A 15,988-nucleotide genomic window follows, 5' to 3' on the forward strand; every position below is an offset into this window, starting at 1 on the left:
GTAGATGCAGCTTCCAACGGGCTATGACGCGCGAGGCAATCTGACGAGCTCGGGCAGCGACGCGTTTGGCTATTCGAGCGAGAACTTCCTGACGAGCTATTCGCATGCGACAGGATCGGGATCGCTGGTCTACGATCCGATCGGGCGGCTCTATCGCTATACCGGCCCGTCGACAGACACCCGCTTCGCCTATGACGGGGTGGACATGATCGCCGAATATAACGGCGCCAACCAGATGATGCGCCGCTACGTCCACGGACCCGGCATCGACAATCCACTGGTCTGGTACGAAGGCGCGGGCACAGGCGATCGCCGCTACCTCCACACCGACGAGCGCGGCTCGGTCACCGCCGTCTCGAACGCCTCGGGCGCACTGCTCGGCATCAACAGCTACGACGAATACGGCATTCCGGGCGGCGCGGGACTGGGCCGGTTCCGCTATACGGGACAGACCTGGTTGCCGGAGCTCGGCCTCTACTATTACAAAGCCCGTATGTACTCGCCCACCCTCGGCCGGTTCATGCAGACCGACCCGATCGGCTACGCCGATGGCATGAACATGTACAATTACGTCGGTGGGGATCCGGTGAACTTTACGGATCCATTTGGTTTGTGCGAAAACGAGATTTCTTGGACTATTATGATTCCGACGGGTTCGTTAGACGATGATGGAAGAATCACCGTCTCATTTCGGAAAGAAACTTACAGTCAATGCATTAACAACACCGGCATTCCGCTACCAGGTCCGATCGCGAGCCTCGTGCAGACACTTGCAGATACCGCATCAAACCTCTCAAAGCTTACAGCGATTGAGGGAATCAGTTTTGTCTGTTCGTTAAAAAGAGAAGGGGGAGAAACCAAGTCCGGACCAACTTATGGCGACAAGCCTAAAGAAGGAAAAGGTAAGGTGTTGAGTGGCCTCCCAGGAGGAAAATCCGCAGCGGTTGCGCACTTTCTCGCTCTCAACCTAAGGAATGGAGGAATAGTGACTCCTGGAGGAAAAGCCAAAAATGCATTGTTAACAAGTTCAGCGGGCTTCACTCTGCGTCAAAATAGCGGAGAAAATTTTAGCATAGATATCGAAGCAGGCGCGTTGGAAGATGCGAAATACGAGAATGTACACTTTAACCCTGTCGATGGATGTTGAGAAATGAGTTTTTCTATTTATTCCAGCTCATTGTTAATTCCAAATAGCCTTAGTTCCGGAGAATACGTACAAAGTATTGTTTTAAAAGAACACATATTTTACAGGCTGGAAATTACTTTTGAAATGTCTGAAATCGGCGAGATGCACTCATTGAAGATATTCAAATCAAATAGTGAGAATAGTTACATATTGGAAGAAGGAGATTATAGGATGTTGGAAATTGATGGTGTGGAAATATGTACAGACTTTATTTTAAGTGAGGCTCCTTTTGTCCCAGCCATTGATGGAGTGCGCTTTGTGAAAGATGATAAGGTGGTAGCGAAGTGGTTTTTTGATGGTAAGGACGCAGCTGATCATTTCCGATTTGAGTTTTGATATGCGATCCAAGCTACTCCCGCCTCTAGCTCTTCGGCTTGCGATCCGATGGGGGGCTGTCACTGCATAGGCCCTTGGCCGACGTCTTCTTCGCTTATGGCAGGATGGATATGATCGCCGGCTTAAACGGCGCGAACCATATGTTGCGTCACCGCGTCCAAGCCTCCAACCTTAATAATCCGGTAGTTTCGTTCGAAGTTGCTAGTGTCGCCACCTCCACACAGACGAACATAGCTCGGACGAGAAGCGTCGCTAAACATCGCATTCGGACCCATCTGCGCCCGCCCCTCGCTTGTAATCGCGCCCGTTTCCTTGAACCTTCCACCCACACCTGACGGGAGGGTCGTCGCACCATCATGGCTGAGCAGATACGTCGCGATACGCTGTTCACTGCGCTCACGCGGCCGCAGATGTTTGCGGGGGTGACCTACAGCTTCTTCGTCATCAACGCCGTGATCGCGGTCGAGCTGTTTTTGATCTTTCGCGCCTGGTGGGTGCTGCTGGTGGCGCTCGTGGTGCATGGGGCGGGCCTGCTCGCCTGCCTCAACGAGCCGCGCTTCTTCGACCTCTGGATCACGCGGATGCGCACGTGTCCGCGCGTGAAAAACCACGATCTCTGGCGATGCAATTCCTACCGCCCCTGACCCGCGATCCGAAGGTGGCCGCGCGCGAGATGCCGGCGGGGGCGCATCTGCCCTATGCGCGCCATATCGACGCGCACACGATCGAGACGCGCGACGGATTGCTGATGCAGACTGTGCGATTGGACGGATTGCTGTTCGAGACGGCGGATGGGGACGAGCTCGATTACCGGGCCGAATTGCGCGATGCGATGCTGCGCGCAATCGGCACGTCGCGCTTCGCGATCTACCACCATCTCGTCCGCCGCCGCGCCGATGCCGAGCTGGATGGGTCCTTTCCGGATCAATTCTCCCAGCGGCTCGACGACATTTGGCGCGCGCGGCTGGCGGGCAAGCAGCTCTACGTCAACGAGCTGTTCCTGACGGTCGTGCGCCGCCCCCTTCAGGGCCGGGTTGGGATCGCGGACCGGATGCGCGGCTGGTTCGCCCGCACGTCGCAGCGCGATGCGGAGCTGATCGCGGGCGAGAAGCAGGCGCTCGACAATGCGCGCGACGCGCTGGTGGCGGCGCTGGGCGCATACGATCCGCGCCTGCTCGGCACGTATGAAAGCGCGGACGGGACAAGGTCCGAACCGCTCGAATTCCTGTCATATCTCGTCAACGGCACGATGCGGCCCATGGTCGTCCCGCATGGCGATATCGGCCACCACCTGCCCGCGCGGCGCATCAGCTTCGGGCGCGATACGGTGGAGTTGGCGCCTGCGGGGCATCTGGAGCGGGGCTTCGGCGCGCTGGTTTCGATCAAGGACTGGCCTTCGCTCACCATGCCGGGGATGTTCGACGAGCTGACGCGGCTGCCGTTCGAAATGACGATGAGCCAGAGCTTCGCCTTCGTCGAACGGCGCGAGGCGCTGGGGCGGATGAATCTGGCGCTGCGCCGGATGCGCTCGGCGGAGGACGAGGCGGTGTCGCTGCGCGACGAGCTCGGCCTCGCCAAGGACGAGGTCGCGGCGGGGCGCGCAGGGTTCGGCGAGCATCACACGACCATCGCGATCCATGCCGACGATCTCGGCCTGCTGAACCGTCAGGTTGCCGAAGTGATCGCGCTGCTCGCCGACCTGGGAATCACCGCCGTGCGCGAGGACATGGCGCTGGAGCCTGCCTTCTGGGCGCAGTTTCCGGCGAATTTCCGCTATATCGCGCGGCGCGGCCTGGTCTCCACGACGAACTTCGCAGGCTTCGCGAGCCTCCATAATTTCCCGGTCGGGCGGGCGCGGCGCAACCATTGGGGCGAGGCGGTGACTTTGTTCGAGACGACGGCGGCGGGGCCGTATTTCTTCAATTTCCACCAGCACGATCTGGGCAATTTCACGATCATCGGCCCATCGGGATCGGGCAAGACGGTGGTGCTCAATTTCCTGCTCGCGCAGGCGAGGCGGTTTCGGCCGAGAACGATCTTCTTCGACAAGGATCGCGGTGCGGAACTGTTCATCCGCGCGATCGGCGGCAGCTACGACCGGCTGCGTCCGGGCGAGCCATCGGGCCTCAATCCGCTTCAACTCGAAGACACGCCCGCCAACCGCGCCTTCCTCAACGAATGGCTCGGCCTGCTCGCAAGCGGCGTCAATGGCGAGGAGGCCGAACAGATCCGCGAGGCGGTGGAGACCAGCTTTCTCCAGCCCATCGAACGCAGGCGGCTGCGCCATTTCGTCGAACTCTTCCGCGGCGGCGACCGCCCGCATGGCGGCGACCTCTATGCACGGCTCAAGCCGTGGTGGGGTCCGGGCGAGCGGGCCTGGCTGTTCGACAATGCCCGCGATGCGACCGATCTGGGGCAGGAAACCGTCGGCTTCGATATGACCGCGATCCTCGACGATCCCGCCACGCGCACGCCCGCGATGTTCTATTTCTTCCACCGGGTGGAGCAGCGCCTCGACGGGACGCCCGCCGTGATCGTGATCGACGAGGGGTGGAAGGCGCTCGACGACGACATCTTCGTCAAGCGCATCAAGGATTGGGAAAAGACCATCCGCAAAAGGAACGGCATCGTCGGCTTCGCGACCCAGAGCGCGCAGGACGCGCTCGAAAGCCGGATCGCGAGCGCCATCATCGAACAGGCGGCGACCCAGATCTTCATGATCAACCCCAAGGCGCGGGCGGAGGATTACATCAACGGCTTCGGCCTCAGCCGCCACGAATACGATCTCGTGCGCACCCTGCCCGACGCTTCGCATTGTTTCCTGATCCGCCACGGCAAGGAAAGCGTGGTCGCGCGGCTCGACCTGACGGGAGAAAGCGAATTGCTGACGATCCTGTCGGGCCGCGAGGCGACGGTACGCCTGTTCGACGAGATCGCGGATACGCACGGCACCGATCCGGCGGACTGGATGCAGCCGCTTTTGGACCGGGCGGCGTAAGGGAATGGCTTGTCCCGCAATCCTGACCGGCGACCGGTTCGTCTCTCGCTTGATCGAGCATATCGACTGCCAGTCGCGCTATCTCGGCGCCTACGGCTACGATGCACTGGGCCAGCCCGGCTCGACGGCCTCGCTGGTCGTCACCGGATTGCTGACGCTATTCGTCGCGCTGTTCGGTATCCGCCTGCTGTTCGGCCCGACACCCGCAGCGCGCGACGTGGTGCTGGACGTGCTCAAAATCGGCATCGTCCTAACGCTCGCCTTTTCCTGGCCCGCCTTCCGCACAGTAATCCACAACGCGGTGCTGGACGCGCCTGCCGAAATCGCCGGGACGATGGGCGGATCGCTGGTCGCGCCGCAGAACGCTGGGCTGACCGACCGGCTCCAACAGGCCGATAGCGCCATGGTGCGATTGACCGAGCTTGGGACGGGTCGCCAGATCGGACAATTCGTCGAAAGCGAGGATCCCGGATCGCGCTTCGGCGGCGTTGCGATCGAGGATGATGGCGGCTTCGGCTATGCGCGCGTCGTCTGGATCGCGGGGCTGATCGGCTCGCTTGCCCTGCTGCGCATCGCGGCCGGATTGCTGCTGGCTTTCGCTCCGCTTGCAGCGGCTTTGCTCTTGTTCGACGCGACGCGCGGGGTCTTTTCGGGCTGGATCAGATGCCTTGTGCTCGCGCTGACGGGCATGGTGGCGGTGACGATCGCGACCGCTGTCGAGCTGTCCGTGCTCGAACCCTGGCTGGCCGACGCGCTGCGCCTTCGCACGCTCGGATATGCCGCGCCGTCTGCGCCGACCGAACTGCTCGCCATGACGCTCGCCTTCGCCCTCGTGAAGCTGGGGATGATCTGGCTGATGGGCCGGATCGCCTGGCAGCGCGGTTGGCTGACCCTGCCCGCAATGCCGGTGATCGCAATGCGCGGGCCGGGAGCAATGCGGGCTCCGGCAGGCCCCAGCAGCGAAACACAGGCGCTGCCATCACGCGCCGAACGGATATCGCACAGCATGGAAACCACTCTGAGGCGTGAGACCTCTACCAGCTCGTCGAGCCGAACAGACATCCGCCAGCTCGCCGCCCCTGCCAGCGCCGCTTCCACCGCTGTCTCCCCATCCTCGGACCGCCTCGGCAATAGCTGGCGGCGCAGCGCCTATCGCGGATCGCGCGCGGCGAGCGAGCGGGATCGCAGCCGATGACCAGATTCGAAACCGATTTCCATACCGGCGATGTCGCCGTCGAGGACAGCTGGGCGCGCAGCGTCACGCAGGATATCGAGCGGTCGCGCCGCACCGCCTGGATCGTCGCCAGCGTCTCCGCCGCGATCGCGCTGCTGCTGGCGATCGCGCTGGTCATCCTCCTGCCTTTGAAAACGGTCGAGCCCCACACGCTACTGGTCGATCGCCAGACCGGCCATGTCGAAGCGCTTGCCCCGCTCGATGTGCAGACGGTCAGCGCCGATACGGCCCTCACGCGGTCCTTCCTCGTCCAATATGTGATCGCCCGCGAAAGCTACGATATCGACAGCCTGGCCCGCGACTACACCCGCGTCGCGCTCTGGTCGGCGGGCGAGGCGCGCGAGCGATACCTTCGCATGATGCAGCCCAATTCGCCCGATAATCCCTTCGGGAATTTGCCGCGCCGGGCCGTTATCAAGGTCGAGATCAGGAGTGTGTCCTCCCTCGCCGCCGACCGGTCGCTGGTGCGCTTCACCACCACCCGCACCGATCCGGCGGGCCGCGATCAGGCTCCGCAATATTGGGCGGCAGTGCTGACCTGGCAGTATTCCGGCGCCGAGATGAGCGCCGAAGATCGCCTGACCAATCCGCTCGGTTTCCAGGTGACGCGCTATCGCAAGGATGCCGAGACTCTGCCCGAAGCGGCTCCCACGGTCGTCGCCGTGCCCGTCGAAAGGAACGGGACGGAGCGATGATGCGTCTCGCGATCCTTTCTGCCGCGCTGCTGTTCGCCCTGCCCGCGACGGCGCAGATCCTGCCCGATCCCGGCCCGACCAATCCGCGCCTCCAGACCGTGACCTGGCAGAACGGGCAACGCATTATCCTGACCGCCCTGCCGATGACCGGGCTGACCGTCGTGCTCCAGCCGGGCGAACGGATCGTGGCCGACAGCCTCGCCTTTCCCGAACAGTGGGATCTGCGCATCTCGCCCGAGCGCGACAGCTTCCATGTCACCCCGCGCGTTCCCGATGCGGAGAGCGCGCTCACAGTGACGACCGACCGGCGGCACTATCTGTTCATGCTCCAGACCGGGGACAATCTTAACGCCGCGCTGCTAGTGCAGGTGCTCGATAGTGGGACCGGGCCGGTGGCACAGCCGATCGGCCCTTCCCGGTCTCAAACCGACGCTCAGCCCGCTTTCGCTCCAATGAGAACCTATCGCCTGCGTGGCGACCGGTCGGTGCAGCCGCAGGCGATAGGTGACGACGGCACGCGCACCCGCATCCTCTTCGCGCCCGGCCAGGCACTGCCCGCGATTTTCGCGATCGGGCCCACCGGCGACGAGGAGGTCGTCAACGGATACATGCGCGGGGACGCGTTCGAAATCGACCGGGTCTATGAACGGCTGGTCTTCCGCATCGACAAGGACAAGGCGACCGCGCGCCGCGCCGAGGAAGCGGACGCTGCGCGATGAACGCAGGCGCGAGCAACCCGCAGGACCCGATGCCGGTGGTCCAGCGATCGGGCGGGGGCAATATCGGATTGTGGGTCTTTTTGGCGATCCTGCTTGCCGGTGGGATCGGGGTGTTCACCGCGATGAGCGCCAGCCGCGAGGCTTCACAGGCACCGCGCGTGACCGCAGCGGGTAGCGAGAATGCGCGCATCGTCGCGCCGCCGCCTCTCGTCATACGCGACGACTACGCCGACCTGGACGAAACCCGCTATATCCGCGCGATACCGCGTGATCCGTTATCCCCTGCCCGCCCGGTCGCTCCACCAGTCCAGCCCCCGGCCCCGCGCACCGTGGCGCCGCCTCCTGCACCGCTGCCCCCTCGCCCCGCCGATCCCGCACCCTATCGCGAAGCCTTCGTCCCTCGTCAGGTGCCGCCTTCACCCACATCCCCGCCCGCGCTCTCGGATGCTCCGGCGGATGCGGCCAGCGAGGCCGCCGATCGCATTTCGGCAGGTCGCCTGCGCAATCCGTCCTTCACGGTGCCGCAGGGCACGGTCCTGCCCGCCGTGCTGGAAACCGCGCTCGATTCCACCCGGCCCGGCGCGGTGCGCGCACTCATCCAGCGCGACATCCATGCGTTCGACGGATCGCGCGTGCTGATCCATCGCGGATCGCGGCTCTATGGCGAGTATGAAGGCGGGATCGAACAGGGCCAGAACCGGGCGTTGATCCGCTGGACCCGGCTGATCCGCCCTGATGGCGTGACGATCGCGCTCGATTCCCCAGCTTCCGATCCGCTCGGGCGCGCGGGCGTGAAGGGGAAGGTCGATGGGAAGTTCCTGCAACGCTTCGGCGGCGCGATCCTCCAGTCGGTGCTCGATATCGGTGTCGGCGTCGCCACCCGCGAAGCGACCGGAGGCGTCGTGGTGGCGCTTCCCAGAAGCAGCCAGACCATCGCCGGGCGCAGCGGCCCGCAGGATATCAAGCCGGTCCTTAAGGTCCGCCATGGCACAAGTGTCTCGGTCTTCGTCGCGCGCGACCTCGATTTCTCGAGCGTCGATTCGTGACGGTTGAAACCGGCTACTATCTCGACAGCTTCCTAGCGCCGCTGGCGCCGGTGCTGGCGCGAAGCGACGTCACCGACATCTACGTCAACCGCCCCAACGAGATCTGGATCGAGAGCCTGGGCGGCAGGATCGAACGACAGGAGGTGACGGGCCTCGCCGAGCCCGACCTCGCCCGGCTGGCGCGCCAGATCGCCGCGTTCGGCGCGCAGGGGATCAATCGCAGCCATCCGCTTCTCTCCGCGACGCTGCCCGACGGATCGCGTGTCCAGATCGTCGCCCCACCCGCCACCCGCGGCGGCCATGCGCTGGCGATCCGCCGCCACATCGCCTCCGACATGGCGCTGACCGATTGGGCCGATAGCGGGGCGTTTTCTGCGCTGACCGGCGGCGCCGAAGTCGAACCCTTCGCCGGGCGTACGCATCGCACGATCGCGGCAGACGAGGCCGAGACGGTCCTGCGCGACGCGGTGCGGGCGCGCCGCAACATCCTGGTTTCGGGCGGCACCTCCACGGGCAAAACCACCTTCCTCAACGCCCTCCTCGCCGAAATCCCCATGACCGAGCGCCTGATCCTGATCGAGGATGCCGAGGAACTGCGGGTCGCGCATCCGAACGCGGTCGGCCTGATCGCCGTGCGCGGAAAGCTGGGAGAAGCGGATGCGAGCGCGGAGGATCTGTTGATCGCCGCCCTGCGGATGCGGCCCGATCGCATCATTCTCGGCGAATTGCGCGGCCAGGAAGCCTTCACCTTCCTGCGCGCGATCAATACCGGCCATCCCGGATCGATCACCACGATCCACGCCGACAGCCCCCATCGCGCCATCGAGCAGCTGGTGCTGCTGGTGCTTCAGGGAGGGTCGCCCCTGCGGCGCGAGGATGTGCGCCATTACATCCTCCAGAGCGTGGATGTCTTCGTCCAGCTCGAACGGCGCGGCGGGAAACGACGGGTCCAGCAGATCATGGTGGCGGACTGACCGTGTTCGAAGCCCCCGCCACCAGCTCCCTCGCCGATGCCGTAAGCTGGCTGACCGATCTCGCTACGGGCAGCCTCGCTGTCGGTCTGTGCGTGATCGCGGTGGCGCTGGTCGGGTTCGCCGCGCTGACGGGCCGGATGCCCATCCGCATGGGAGCACGCGTCGTGCTCGGCTGCTTCGTCCTGCTGGGAGCGCCGATGATCGCGGGCGGCCTGTCCGGGCTCTGGCAGAACGGCACGGAGGCACCCATTCCGAACCAAGCACCCAATGTAAGCGATCGACGCCAGCCATTACCCCAAGCGACCTACGATCCCTATGCGAGCGCTTCGATCAGGCGGGATTAAGGAAAATTTTGGAGCGGGTAGCGGGAATCGAACCCGCATAACTAGCTTGGAAGGCTAGGGCTTTACCACTAAGCTATACCCGCCCGCTTTGCGCGATGGCAGAAGCCGCCTTTGCCATCGCTGGCGCCGCGCCGTCAACCGGTTTGCTACGGCTGGTCTGCTTCGACCGGTTTGCACCGACAGATCCGCGTTGGCCGATCACCGGGCGCTTGTCCGTGCGACACGAAATGTTTCTTCCGTCGCGCCGGGCCCGCTCCTACCTCGCCCCTCGATCATGACCAGCCGCACCCATCTCGATCGGCTCGAGGCCGAAAGCATCCATATCCTGCGCGAAGTCGTCGCCGAGGCGGCCAAGCCCGTCATGCTGTATTCGGTCGGCAAGGACAGCGCGGTGATGCTGCATCTCGCGCGCAAGGCCTTCCATCCCGCCCCGCCGCCTTTCCCGCTGCTCCATGTCGACACGACGTGGAAATTCCGCACGATGTATGATCTGCGCGAAAAGGCGGCGAAGGATGCGGGGATGGAGCTGCTCGTCTGGCAGAACCCCGAGGCGAAGGAGCAGGGTATCAACCCTTTCGATCACGGGCCTCTCCACACCGATATGTGGAAGACGCAAGGGCTGAAGCAGGCGCTCGACCATTACGGGTTCGATGCGGCGTTCGGCGGCGCACGGCGCGACGAGGAGAAATCCCGCGCCAAGGAACGCGTCGTCAGCTTCCGCAGCGCCAGCCATGCATGGGACCCCAAGGCCCAGCGGCCAGAACTCTGGAACCTCTACAATCTGCGCAAGGCGCCGGGCGAGAGCCTGCGTGCCTTTCCGCTGTCGAACTGGACCGAGCTCGACATCTGGCAATATATCATGGCCGAGAATATCGAGATCGTGCCCCTCTATCTGGCGCAGCCCCGCCCCACGGTGGAGCGCGACGGGATGCTGCTGATGGTCGATGACGAGCGCTTCCCCCTGCGCGAGGGAGAGACGCCGCAGATGCGCTCGATCCGGTTCCGCACGCTCGGCTGCTATCCCCTCACCGGCGCGGTCGAGAGCGAGGCGGACACACTCGAAGCCGTGGTGCGCGAAATGCTGCTGACCACCACCAGCGAACGCCAAGGCCGCGCGATCGACAAGGACGATTCGGGTGCGGGGATGGAGCGCAAGAAGGTGGAGGGGTATTTCTGATGCACGGATCGGACGACACTTCCTACCGCGCCGACGCGCTCATCGACGAGGATATCGGCGCCTATCTCGAGTCCCATCGCGACAAGGACATGCTGCGCTTCATCACCTGCGGCAGCGTGGATGACGGGAAATCGACGCTGATCGGGCGCCTGCTCTATGACAGCCGCCGGGTCTTCGCCGACCAGCTGGAAGCGCTGGAGGCGGACAGCAAGGCATCGGGCACGCGCGGGGCGGAGCTCGATTTCGCGCTCCTCGTCGACGGGCTCGCTGCGGAGCGCGAACAGGGCATCACGATCGACGTCGCCTATCGCTTCTTCGCGACCGAGGCGCGCAAGTTCATCGTCGCCGATTGTCCGGGCCACGAACAATATACGCGCAACATGGTCACCGGCGCTTCCACCGCCGATGCCGCCGTCATCCTGATCGATGCACGCAAGGGCGTGCTGACCCAGACGCGCCGCCACAGCTTCCTGTGCCACCGTCTGGGCATTCGCGAGATGGTGCTGGCGGTCAACAAGATGGACCTCGTCGATTTCAGCCAGGACCGGTTCGACGCAATCGAGGCCGAATACCGCGCCTTTGCCGAAGAACTTGGGATCGATCGTATCACCGCGATCCCGCTGGCGGCGGTGAGCGGCGACAATATCGCGACCAGATCGGACGCGATGGCGTGGTGGAACGGTCCGACCCTAATCAGCCATCTCGAAGCGATCCCGGTGCGCGGCGATGCGGGGCAGGATGCGCCCTTCCGGCTGCCGGTCCAGTGGGTCAATCGCCCGCACCAGGATTTTCGCGGCTTTGCGGGCCAGATCGCCAGCGGCCGGATCGCGCCGGGCGATGCAGTGCGCATCCTCCCCTCGGGATCGACCACCACGGTCAAGGCGATCCCCGGTTTCGACGGGGACCGGGCCGAGGCGCAGGCGGGCGATTCGATCACACTGACGCTGACGGACGAGGTCGATTGTTCGCGCGGAGACGTGATCGCATCGGCGGACGATCCGCCCGAGGTCGCCGACCAGTTCGAAGCCACGATCGTGTGGATGGATGCGCAGCCGCTGAAGCCGGGGCGCGGATACTGGCTCAAGCTCGGCACGCAGACGGTCACCGCCACCGTCGCCGAGCCGAAATACGAGATCAACGTCAACACCATGGCGAAGCTGGCCGCGACCAGCCTCGGCCTCAATGCGATCGGCGTCGCCGAAGTGACGACCGAGCGGCGCATCGTGTTCGAACCCTATAATGTGAACCCCACGCTGGGCGGGTTCGTCCTGATCGACAAGGTGAGCAATCAGACGGTCGCGGCGGGGATGCTCCATTTCGCGCTGCGAAGGGCGCAGAACGTCCACTGGCAGGCCACCAGCGTGGGGCGCGAGGATCACGCCGCGCTCAAGAACCAGACCCCGCGCGTGCTGTGGTTCACCGGCCTGTCCGGCTCGGGCAAATCCACCATCGCCAACGAGGTCGAGAAGAAGCTGGCGCTGATGAATCGCCACACTTTCCTGCTCGACGGGGACAATATCCGCCACGGGCTGAACAAGGATCTGGGCTTTACCGAGGCCGACCGGATCGAGAACATTCGCCGCATCGGCGAGGTCGCGAAACTGATGGCGGATGCGGGTCTGATCGTCCTCACCGCCTTCATCAGCCCCTTCCGCGCGGAGCGGCAGATGATCCGTGACATGCTGCCCAAGGGCGAGTTCGTGGAAATCTTTGTCGATACGCCGCTGGAGGTGGCGGAGCAGCGCGACGTGAAGGGCCTCTACAAGAAGGCGCGCGCGGGCAATCTCAAGAATTTCACCGGGATCGACAGCCCTTACGAGGAACCCCAGGCGCCGGAAATCCGGGTCAACACGGTGGACATGACGCCCGAAGATGCGGCCGATTACATCGTGTCGCGGATCATGCCGCTGAAATGACCGATATCGAGCAGCAGCCGGAAACCGATGACGATCTTGCGGCACGGCTCGCTTACGAAGCGGGCGAATTGCTGCTGGCGCTGCGAGAACAGGGCGAGTTTTCCGGCCGCGCCCTAGGGGACGAAGGCGACAGGCGCGCCAATGCTCTGCTGATGGCGGCGCTCAGGGATGCGCGCCCCGATGACGGTATCCTGAGCGAGGAGACGCGCGACACGCCCGAACGGCTCGGCAAACGCCGTGTCTGGATCGTCGATCCGGTGGACGGGACGCGCGAATATGGCGAGGGGCGACCCGACTGGGCGGTTCATGTCGGCCTCGCTGTGGATGGCGTGGCGAGCCTTGGTGCGGTGGCGTTGCCGGGGATGGCAGGACAGCGCGTGTTGCGGTCAGACCAGCCGTTATTGCGCGATCCGACAACGGGCCGCCCCCGCATGGTGGTCAGTCGATCCCGTCCGCCAGTCGAAGCCGACAAGGCGGCGGCGGCGATCGATGCGGAGATCGTGCCGATGGGTTCTGCCGGTGCGAAGGCAATGGCCGTGGTGCGCGGGGCGGCGGAAATCTACCTCCATTCCGGCGGCCAGCACGAATGGGACAGCTGCGCGCCGGTTGCGGTGGCGCTGGGCCATGGCCTGCATTGCTCGCGCCTCGACGGCAGCCCGTTGCGCTATAACGCTCGCGACACCTATCTGCCCGATCTGCTGATCTGCCGGCCGGAGCTGGCCGGGCCTATTCTCGACGCGATCGCTTAATCGGCACTCGCGCGAGAGAGATTTTCCGCCACGGTGGGTTCGGCTTTCTCGATCTCTTCGGGCGCGGCTTCTTCCGAAGCGCCCGGAAGCGCGACATGCACTTCGACCCGGCGGTTGGCGGCACGCCCCTGTTCGTTCGGTGTCCCATCGGGCTTCGCATTCGGCGCGATCGGGTTCTGCTCTCCGAAGGCGATGATGGTGATCCGGTCCTTGTCGATCCCGTTTTCGACCAGATAATCGCGCACCGCCTCGCCGCGCGCTTGGGACGCGCGCTCATTGGCATCGCCCGGACCGCTCGCATCGCTATGGGCGCGCAGGACGATCGGCCCGCCCGCCTCCATCTGGGGCGATTGCAACAGGGTATCGAGGTCGGCGGTCGCCGATTCGGACAGCTCCGCCCCGCCTTCGGGGAAGCCGATGCGCCCATCCAGCGGCGCGAGCGGCGGCGGGGGCAGAGGCTCCGAATCGGCGAGATCGTCACGTATGATCGAATTCTGCACCCCGGTTGCGGTCGAGCTGGGTTCGGGAGCAGGCGCGCGCTCGGCATCGGAACCGCAGGCGGCCAGCGCCGTCGTAAGAGCAAGGGCGAGGCCGAGGCCGGTCATCAGGCGGACGGTCGAAGCGCGCGGTAACGGATCGGTCATGCTGGTTCGGGCTTGGGCCCGCCTTTCTCTTTGTCTTTCTTGAGGGCCTTCTTCGCCGCGCTGTCCTCTGCGGTGCGCGCCTGGGGCGAGAAGCTGATGATGATGTCGCCCGCGCGCGGTTCGGGCCGCGCGGCGTGGGTGAAGAAGCGCATCCGCCCGTTATCCCGCAGCAACAGGAGCATGTGCGCGCCATCGGGCAGCTTCTCACGCGCAGCTTCGAAATCGAATTCCTCCGACAGCTTGGTCTTGCGGAAGACCCAGCCCTGTTGCTGGCGTTCGCTGACCTCGGTCACGCCCCAGCCCGATTCGAACAGCGCGCGGCCCCGTAGCGCTTCCGGCAGGGCATGGCGATCGTCCTCGTCCCCCGCCTCGCCCAATTGATAGACCGAATCGCGCCCGACCTCATGCGCGAACTCGTTGCAGACGAGGGTGTTGTAGGCCTCGTTATCGGTCGCCGCGACGAGGGTCTGGAACGGGCTCAGATCGAGATTGTGCTCGGTCGCCTCGTTCAGGATTTCGCCGTGATAATAGGGCACGCCCTTTCTTCGCGCGAGGGCGAGGCGTTGCCAGCTCGAATCGACCACGGTGACGGGCGTCTTAAGATCGCGCATCTGTTCGGCGAGCGCGATGGTCCACGGCGTGCTGCCCACGATCAGCAGGCCGGGGCGGGTCTGCCCCTTCACCTTGAGCAGCCGCGCAACAATGTCGATGGTGAAGCCGTGCGCCACGATCGTCGCCACGACGACGGCGAAGCTCAAGCCGATCAGGACATTTCCGTCGCCGAAGCCCAATTCGGTCAGGCGCAGCGCGAACAGGCCGGAAATCGCCACGAGCACGATGCCGCGCGGGGCGATCCAGGCGAGGAACAGGCGCTCGTTCCAGGGAATCGAACTGCCCAGAAGGCTGATGATAATCGTCAGCGGGCGGACCAGGAACAGCAGCGCCACCAGGAACGCGCCGAACCGCCAGTTGAGATAGGACAGGTCCTCCCATTTGAGCGAGGCGGACAGCACGATGAAAATGCCCGAGACGAGCAGGATCGCGACATTTTCCTTGAACGGATGAATGCTCCGAAGGCTCGACACGTTCATATTCGCCAGCGCGATGCCCATCACGGTGACGGCGACGAGGCCGGCCTCGTGCTCGATCAGATTGGAAATCACGAACACCGCGATCACTGCGGTCAGGATCACCGGAACCTTGAGATATTCCGGCACCGCGCCGCGCGGGAAGGCCCAGGCGATGATGACCGCCGCGACATAGCCGATCAGGCCCGCCAGCACCGCCGCGATGATCAGTGGCGGGACCACCTCGATCAGCGAGGCGCCGGGGCTTTCCGCGACCTTGCGGAAATATTCATAGGCGATCACCGCGCACAGTGCGCCGGTCGGATCATTGACGATTGCTTCCCATTTCAGGATCGTCGCCGGACGCTGCTGGACCGAGCTTTGGCGAAGCAGCGGGATGACGACGGTGGGCCCCGTCACCACCAATATGCCGCCAAACAGGACGGCGACCGGCCAGACCAGCCCCGCGATTTCATGCGCGGCGAGCGCACCCAGGAACCAGCCCACGATCACGCCCACCGTGGCGAGGCGCCAGACCGCCTGGCCCGAATGGCGCAGCTCCCGGAAATCGAGGCTCAGCCCGCCTTCGAACAGGATCAGCGCGACGCCGACCGCAATCATGGGTTCGAGCAATTCGCCAAAGGCGTGTTCGGGATCGAACAGGCCGAACACCGGCCCCGCCAGGAATCCCGCCGCCAGCATCAGCACGATCGCCGGCCATCCTGTGCGCCAGGCCACCCATTGGGACCCGATGCCCAATATGCCCACAAGGGCGATCACGATCGCTTGTTCTTCCATGGCCTAGGCCGCGATGCCCCCTGTTCGTGCCTGCACGCGCGATAATGGACGCGACTGGCCAAGATGTTGCAAGACAAAAATGCTGTTTCTTGCGTGGTTTAAGGG

General features: G+C 64.3%; 15 protein-coding genes and 1 tRNA gene. 13 read left to right on the forward strand and 3 right to left on the reverse strand.

Features of this window, described 5'->3' with window-relative positions; all coding sequences use genetic code 11:
- The first annotated feature begins 4 nt into the window (after positions 1-4).
- From GRI47_RS11530 to GRI47_RS11575, 10 genes are all read left to right on the forward strand, one after another.
- Positions 5-1,147, forward strand: a complete 1,143-nt coding sequence (locus GRI47_RS11530; RefSeq protein ID WP_160661532.1) for an RHS repeat-associated core domain-containing protein — start codon at positions 5-7, stop codon at positions 1,145-1,147.
- Between the two features lie 3 nt (positions 1,148-1,150).
- A complete protein-coding gene (locus GRI47_RS11535) occupies positions 1,151-1,522 on the forward strand; it encodes a hypothetical protein (protein WP_160661533.1) in 372 nt (123 codons plus the stop codon).
- Between the two features lie 356 nt (positions 1,523-1,878).
- Positions 1,879-2,166 carry a VirB3 family type IV secretion system protein gene (locus GRI47_RS11540; protein WP_160661534.1) on the forward strand — a complete coding sequence of 96 codons (288 nt, stop codon included), beginning with the start codon at positions 1,879-1,881 and terminating at the stop codon, positions 2,164-2,166.
- Positions 2,145-4,520, forward strand: a complete 2,376-nt coding sequence (locus GRI47_RS11545) for a VirB4 family type IV secretion/conjugal transfer ATPase (protein ID WP_160661535.1) — start codon at positions 2,145-2,147, stop codon at positions 4,518-4,520. The genes GRI47_RS11540 and GRI47_RS11545 overlap by 22 nt, the downstream gene beginning before the upstream one ends.
- Before the next feature lie 4 nt (positions 4,521-4,524).
- Positions 4,525-5,715, forward strand: coding sequence for a type IV secretion system protein (locus GRI47_RS11550; RefSeq protein WP_160661536.1), 1,191 nt, complete (start codon positions 4,525-4,527; stop codon positions 5,713-5,715).
- Positions 5,712-6,449, forward strand: coding sequence for a VirB8 family type IV secretion system protein (locus GRI47_RS11555; RefSeq protein ID WP_160661537.1), 738 nt, complete (start codon positions 5,712-5,714; stop codon positions 6,447-6,449). The genes GRI47_RS11550 and GRI47_RS11555 overlap by 4 nt, the downstream gene beginning before the upstream one ends.
- Positions 6,446-7,168: a TrbG/VirB9 family P-type conjugative transfer protein gene (locus GRI47_RS11560; RefSeq protein WP_160661538.1), complete on the forward strand. Its 723-nt coding sequence runs from the start codon at positions 6,446-6,448 to the stop codon at positions 7,166-7,168. The genes GRI47_RS11555 and GRI47_RS11560 overlap by 4 nt, the downstream gene beginning before the upstream one ends.
- On the forward strand, positions 7,165-8,214 hold the full coding sequence (locus GRI47_RS11565; protein ID WP_237452780.1) for a TrbI/VirB10 family protein: 1,050 nt from the start codon (positions 7,165-7,167) through the stop codon (positions 8,212-8,214). Before GRI47_RS11560 ends, GRI47_RS11565 begins: the two co-directional genes overlap by 4 nt.
- Complete coding sequence (virB11, locus tag GRI47_RS11570) at positions 8,211-9,188, forward strand: P-type DNA transfer ATPase VirB11 (RefSeq protein ID WP_160661539.1); 978 nt, start codon at positions 8,211-8,213, stop codon at positions 9,186-9,188. The genes GRI47_RS11565 and virB11 overlap by 4 nt, the downstream gene beginning before the upstream one ends.
- Before the next feature lie 2 nt (positions 9,189-9,190).
- Entirely contained in the window at positions 9,191-9,532 is a 342-nt protein-coding gene (locus tag GRI47_RS11575) for a TrbC/VirB2 family protein (protein WP_337190690.1), read from the forward strand.
- Positions 9,533-9,541: 9 nt separating this feature from the next.
- Here GRI47_RS11575 and GRI47_RS11580 read toward each other — a convergent pair.
- Positions 9,542-9,615, reverse strand: a tRNA-Gly gene (locus GRI47_RS11580).
- 191 nt (positions 9,616-9,806) lie between these two features.
- Between GRI47_RS11580 and cysD the strand changes: the two genes are divergently transcribed.
- From cysD to GRI47_RS11595, 3 genes are read left to right on the forward strand one after another with little or no spacing between them, the layout of a single operon-like run.
- Positions 9,807-10,709 carry a sulfate adenylyltransferase subunit CysD gene (gene cysD, locus GRI47_RS11585; RefSeq protein ID WP_160661540.1) on the forward strand — a complete coding sequence of 301 codons (903 nt, stop codon included), beginning with the start codon at positions 9,807-9,809 and terminating at the stop codon, positions 10,707-10,709.
- A complete protein-coding gene (gene cysN, locus GRI47_RS11590) occupies positions 10,709-12,625 on the forward strand; it encodes a sulfate adenylyltransferase subunit CysN (RefSeq protein ID WP_160661541.1) in 1,917 nt (638 codons plus the stop codon). The genes cysD and cysN overlap by 1 nt, the downstream gene beginning before the upstream one ends.
- Positions 12,622-13,374, forward strand: coding sequence for a 3'(2'),5'-bisphosphate nucleotidase CysQ (locus tag GRI47_RS11595; RefSeq protein ID WP_160661542.1), 753 nt, complete (start codon positions 12,622-12,624; stop codon positions 13,372-13,374). The genes cysN and GRI47_RS11595 overlap by 4 nt, the downstream gene beginning before the upstream one ends.
- Here GRI47_RS11595 and GRI47_RS11600 read toward each other — a convergent pair.
- Both GRI47_RS11600 and GRI47_RS11605 read right to left on the reverse strand, forming a co-directional pair.
- The gene (locus tag GRI47_RS11600) at positions 13,371-14,018 is read right to left on the reverse strand and encodes an OmpA family protein (RefSeq protein WP_160661543.1); all 648 of its coding nucleotides are present in this window, start codon (positions 14,016-14,018) and stop codon (positions 13,371-13,373) included. The genes GRI47_RS11595 and GRI47_RS11600 overlap by 4 nt on opposite strands.
- Positions 14,015-15,883, reverse strand: coding sequence for a cation:proton antiporter (locus GRI47_RS11605; protein ID WP_160661544.1), 1,869 nt, complete (start codon positions 15,881-15,883; stop codon positions 14,015-14,017). The genes GRI47_RS11600 and GRI47_RS11605 overlap by 4 nt, the downstream gene beginning before the upstream one ends.
- Positions 15,884-15,988: the final 105 nt, after the last annotated feature.

The organism is Qipengyuania pelagi (genome assembly GCF_009827295.1).
Classification (GTDB): domain Bacteria; phylum Pseudomonadota; class Alphaproteobacteria; order Sphingomonadales; family Sphingomonadaceae; genus Qipengyuania; species Qipengyuania pelagi.

What these genes read in the sequence shown, in the direction of transcription:
- GRI47_RS11560 (WP_160661538.1), top strand. Translation starts at nt 6,446, where the DNA reads ATGATGCGTCTCGCGATCCTTTCTGCCGCGCTGCTGTTCGCCCTGCCC.
- GRI47_RS11540 (WP_160661534.1), top strand. Translation starts at nt 1,879, where the DNA reads ATGGCTGAGCAGATACGTCGCGATACGCTGTTCACTGCGCTCACGCGG.
- cysN (WP_160661541.1), top strand. Translation starts at nt 10,709, where the DNA reads ATGCACGGATCGGACGACACTTCCTACCGCGCCGACGCGCTCATCGAC.
- GRI47_RS11550 (WP_160661536.1), top strand. Translation starts at nt 4,525, where the DNA reads ATGGCTTGTCCCGCAATCCTGACCGGCGACCGGTTCGTCTCTCGCTTG.
- GRI47_RS11600 (WP_160661543.1), bottom strand. Translation starts at nt 14,018, where the DNA reads ATGACCGATCCGTTACCGCGCGCTTCGACCGTCCGCCTGATGACCGGC.
- GRI47_RS11595 (WP_160661542.1), top strand. Translation starts at nt 12,622, where the DNA reads ATGACCGATATCGAGCAGCAGCCGGAAACCGATGACGATCTTGCGGCA.
- GRI47_RS11555 (WP_160661537.1), top strand. Translation starts at nt 5,712, where the DNA reads ATGACCAGATTCGAAACCGATTTCCATACCGGCGATGTCGCCGTCGAG.
- cysD (WP_160661540.1), top strand. Translation starts at nt 9,807, where the DNA reads ATGACCAGCCGCACCCATCTCGATCGGCTCGAGGCCGAAAGCATCCAT.
- GRI47_RS11605 (WP_160661544.1), bottom strand. Translation starts at nt 15,883, where the DNA reads ATGGAAGAACAAGCGATCGTGATCGCCCTTGTGGGCATATTGGGCATC.
- GRI47_RS11535 (WP_160661533.1), top strand. Translation starts at nt 1,151, where the DNA reads ATGAGTTTTTCTATTTATTCCAGCTCATTGTTAATTCCAAATAGCCTT.
- GRI47_RS11530 (WP_160661532.1), top strand. Translation starts at nt 5, where the DNA reads ATGCAGCTTCCAACGGGCTATGACGCGCGAGGCAATCTGACGAGCTCG.
- GRI47_RS11565 (WP_237452780.1), top strand. Translation starts at nt 7,165, where the DNA reads ATGAACGCAGGCGCGAGCAACCCGCAGGACCCGATGCCGGTGGTCCAG.
- GRI47_RS11545 (WP_160661535.1), top strand. Translation starts at nt 2,145, where the DNA reads ATGCAATTCCTACCGCCCCTGACCCGCGATCCGAAGGTGGCCGCGCGC.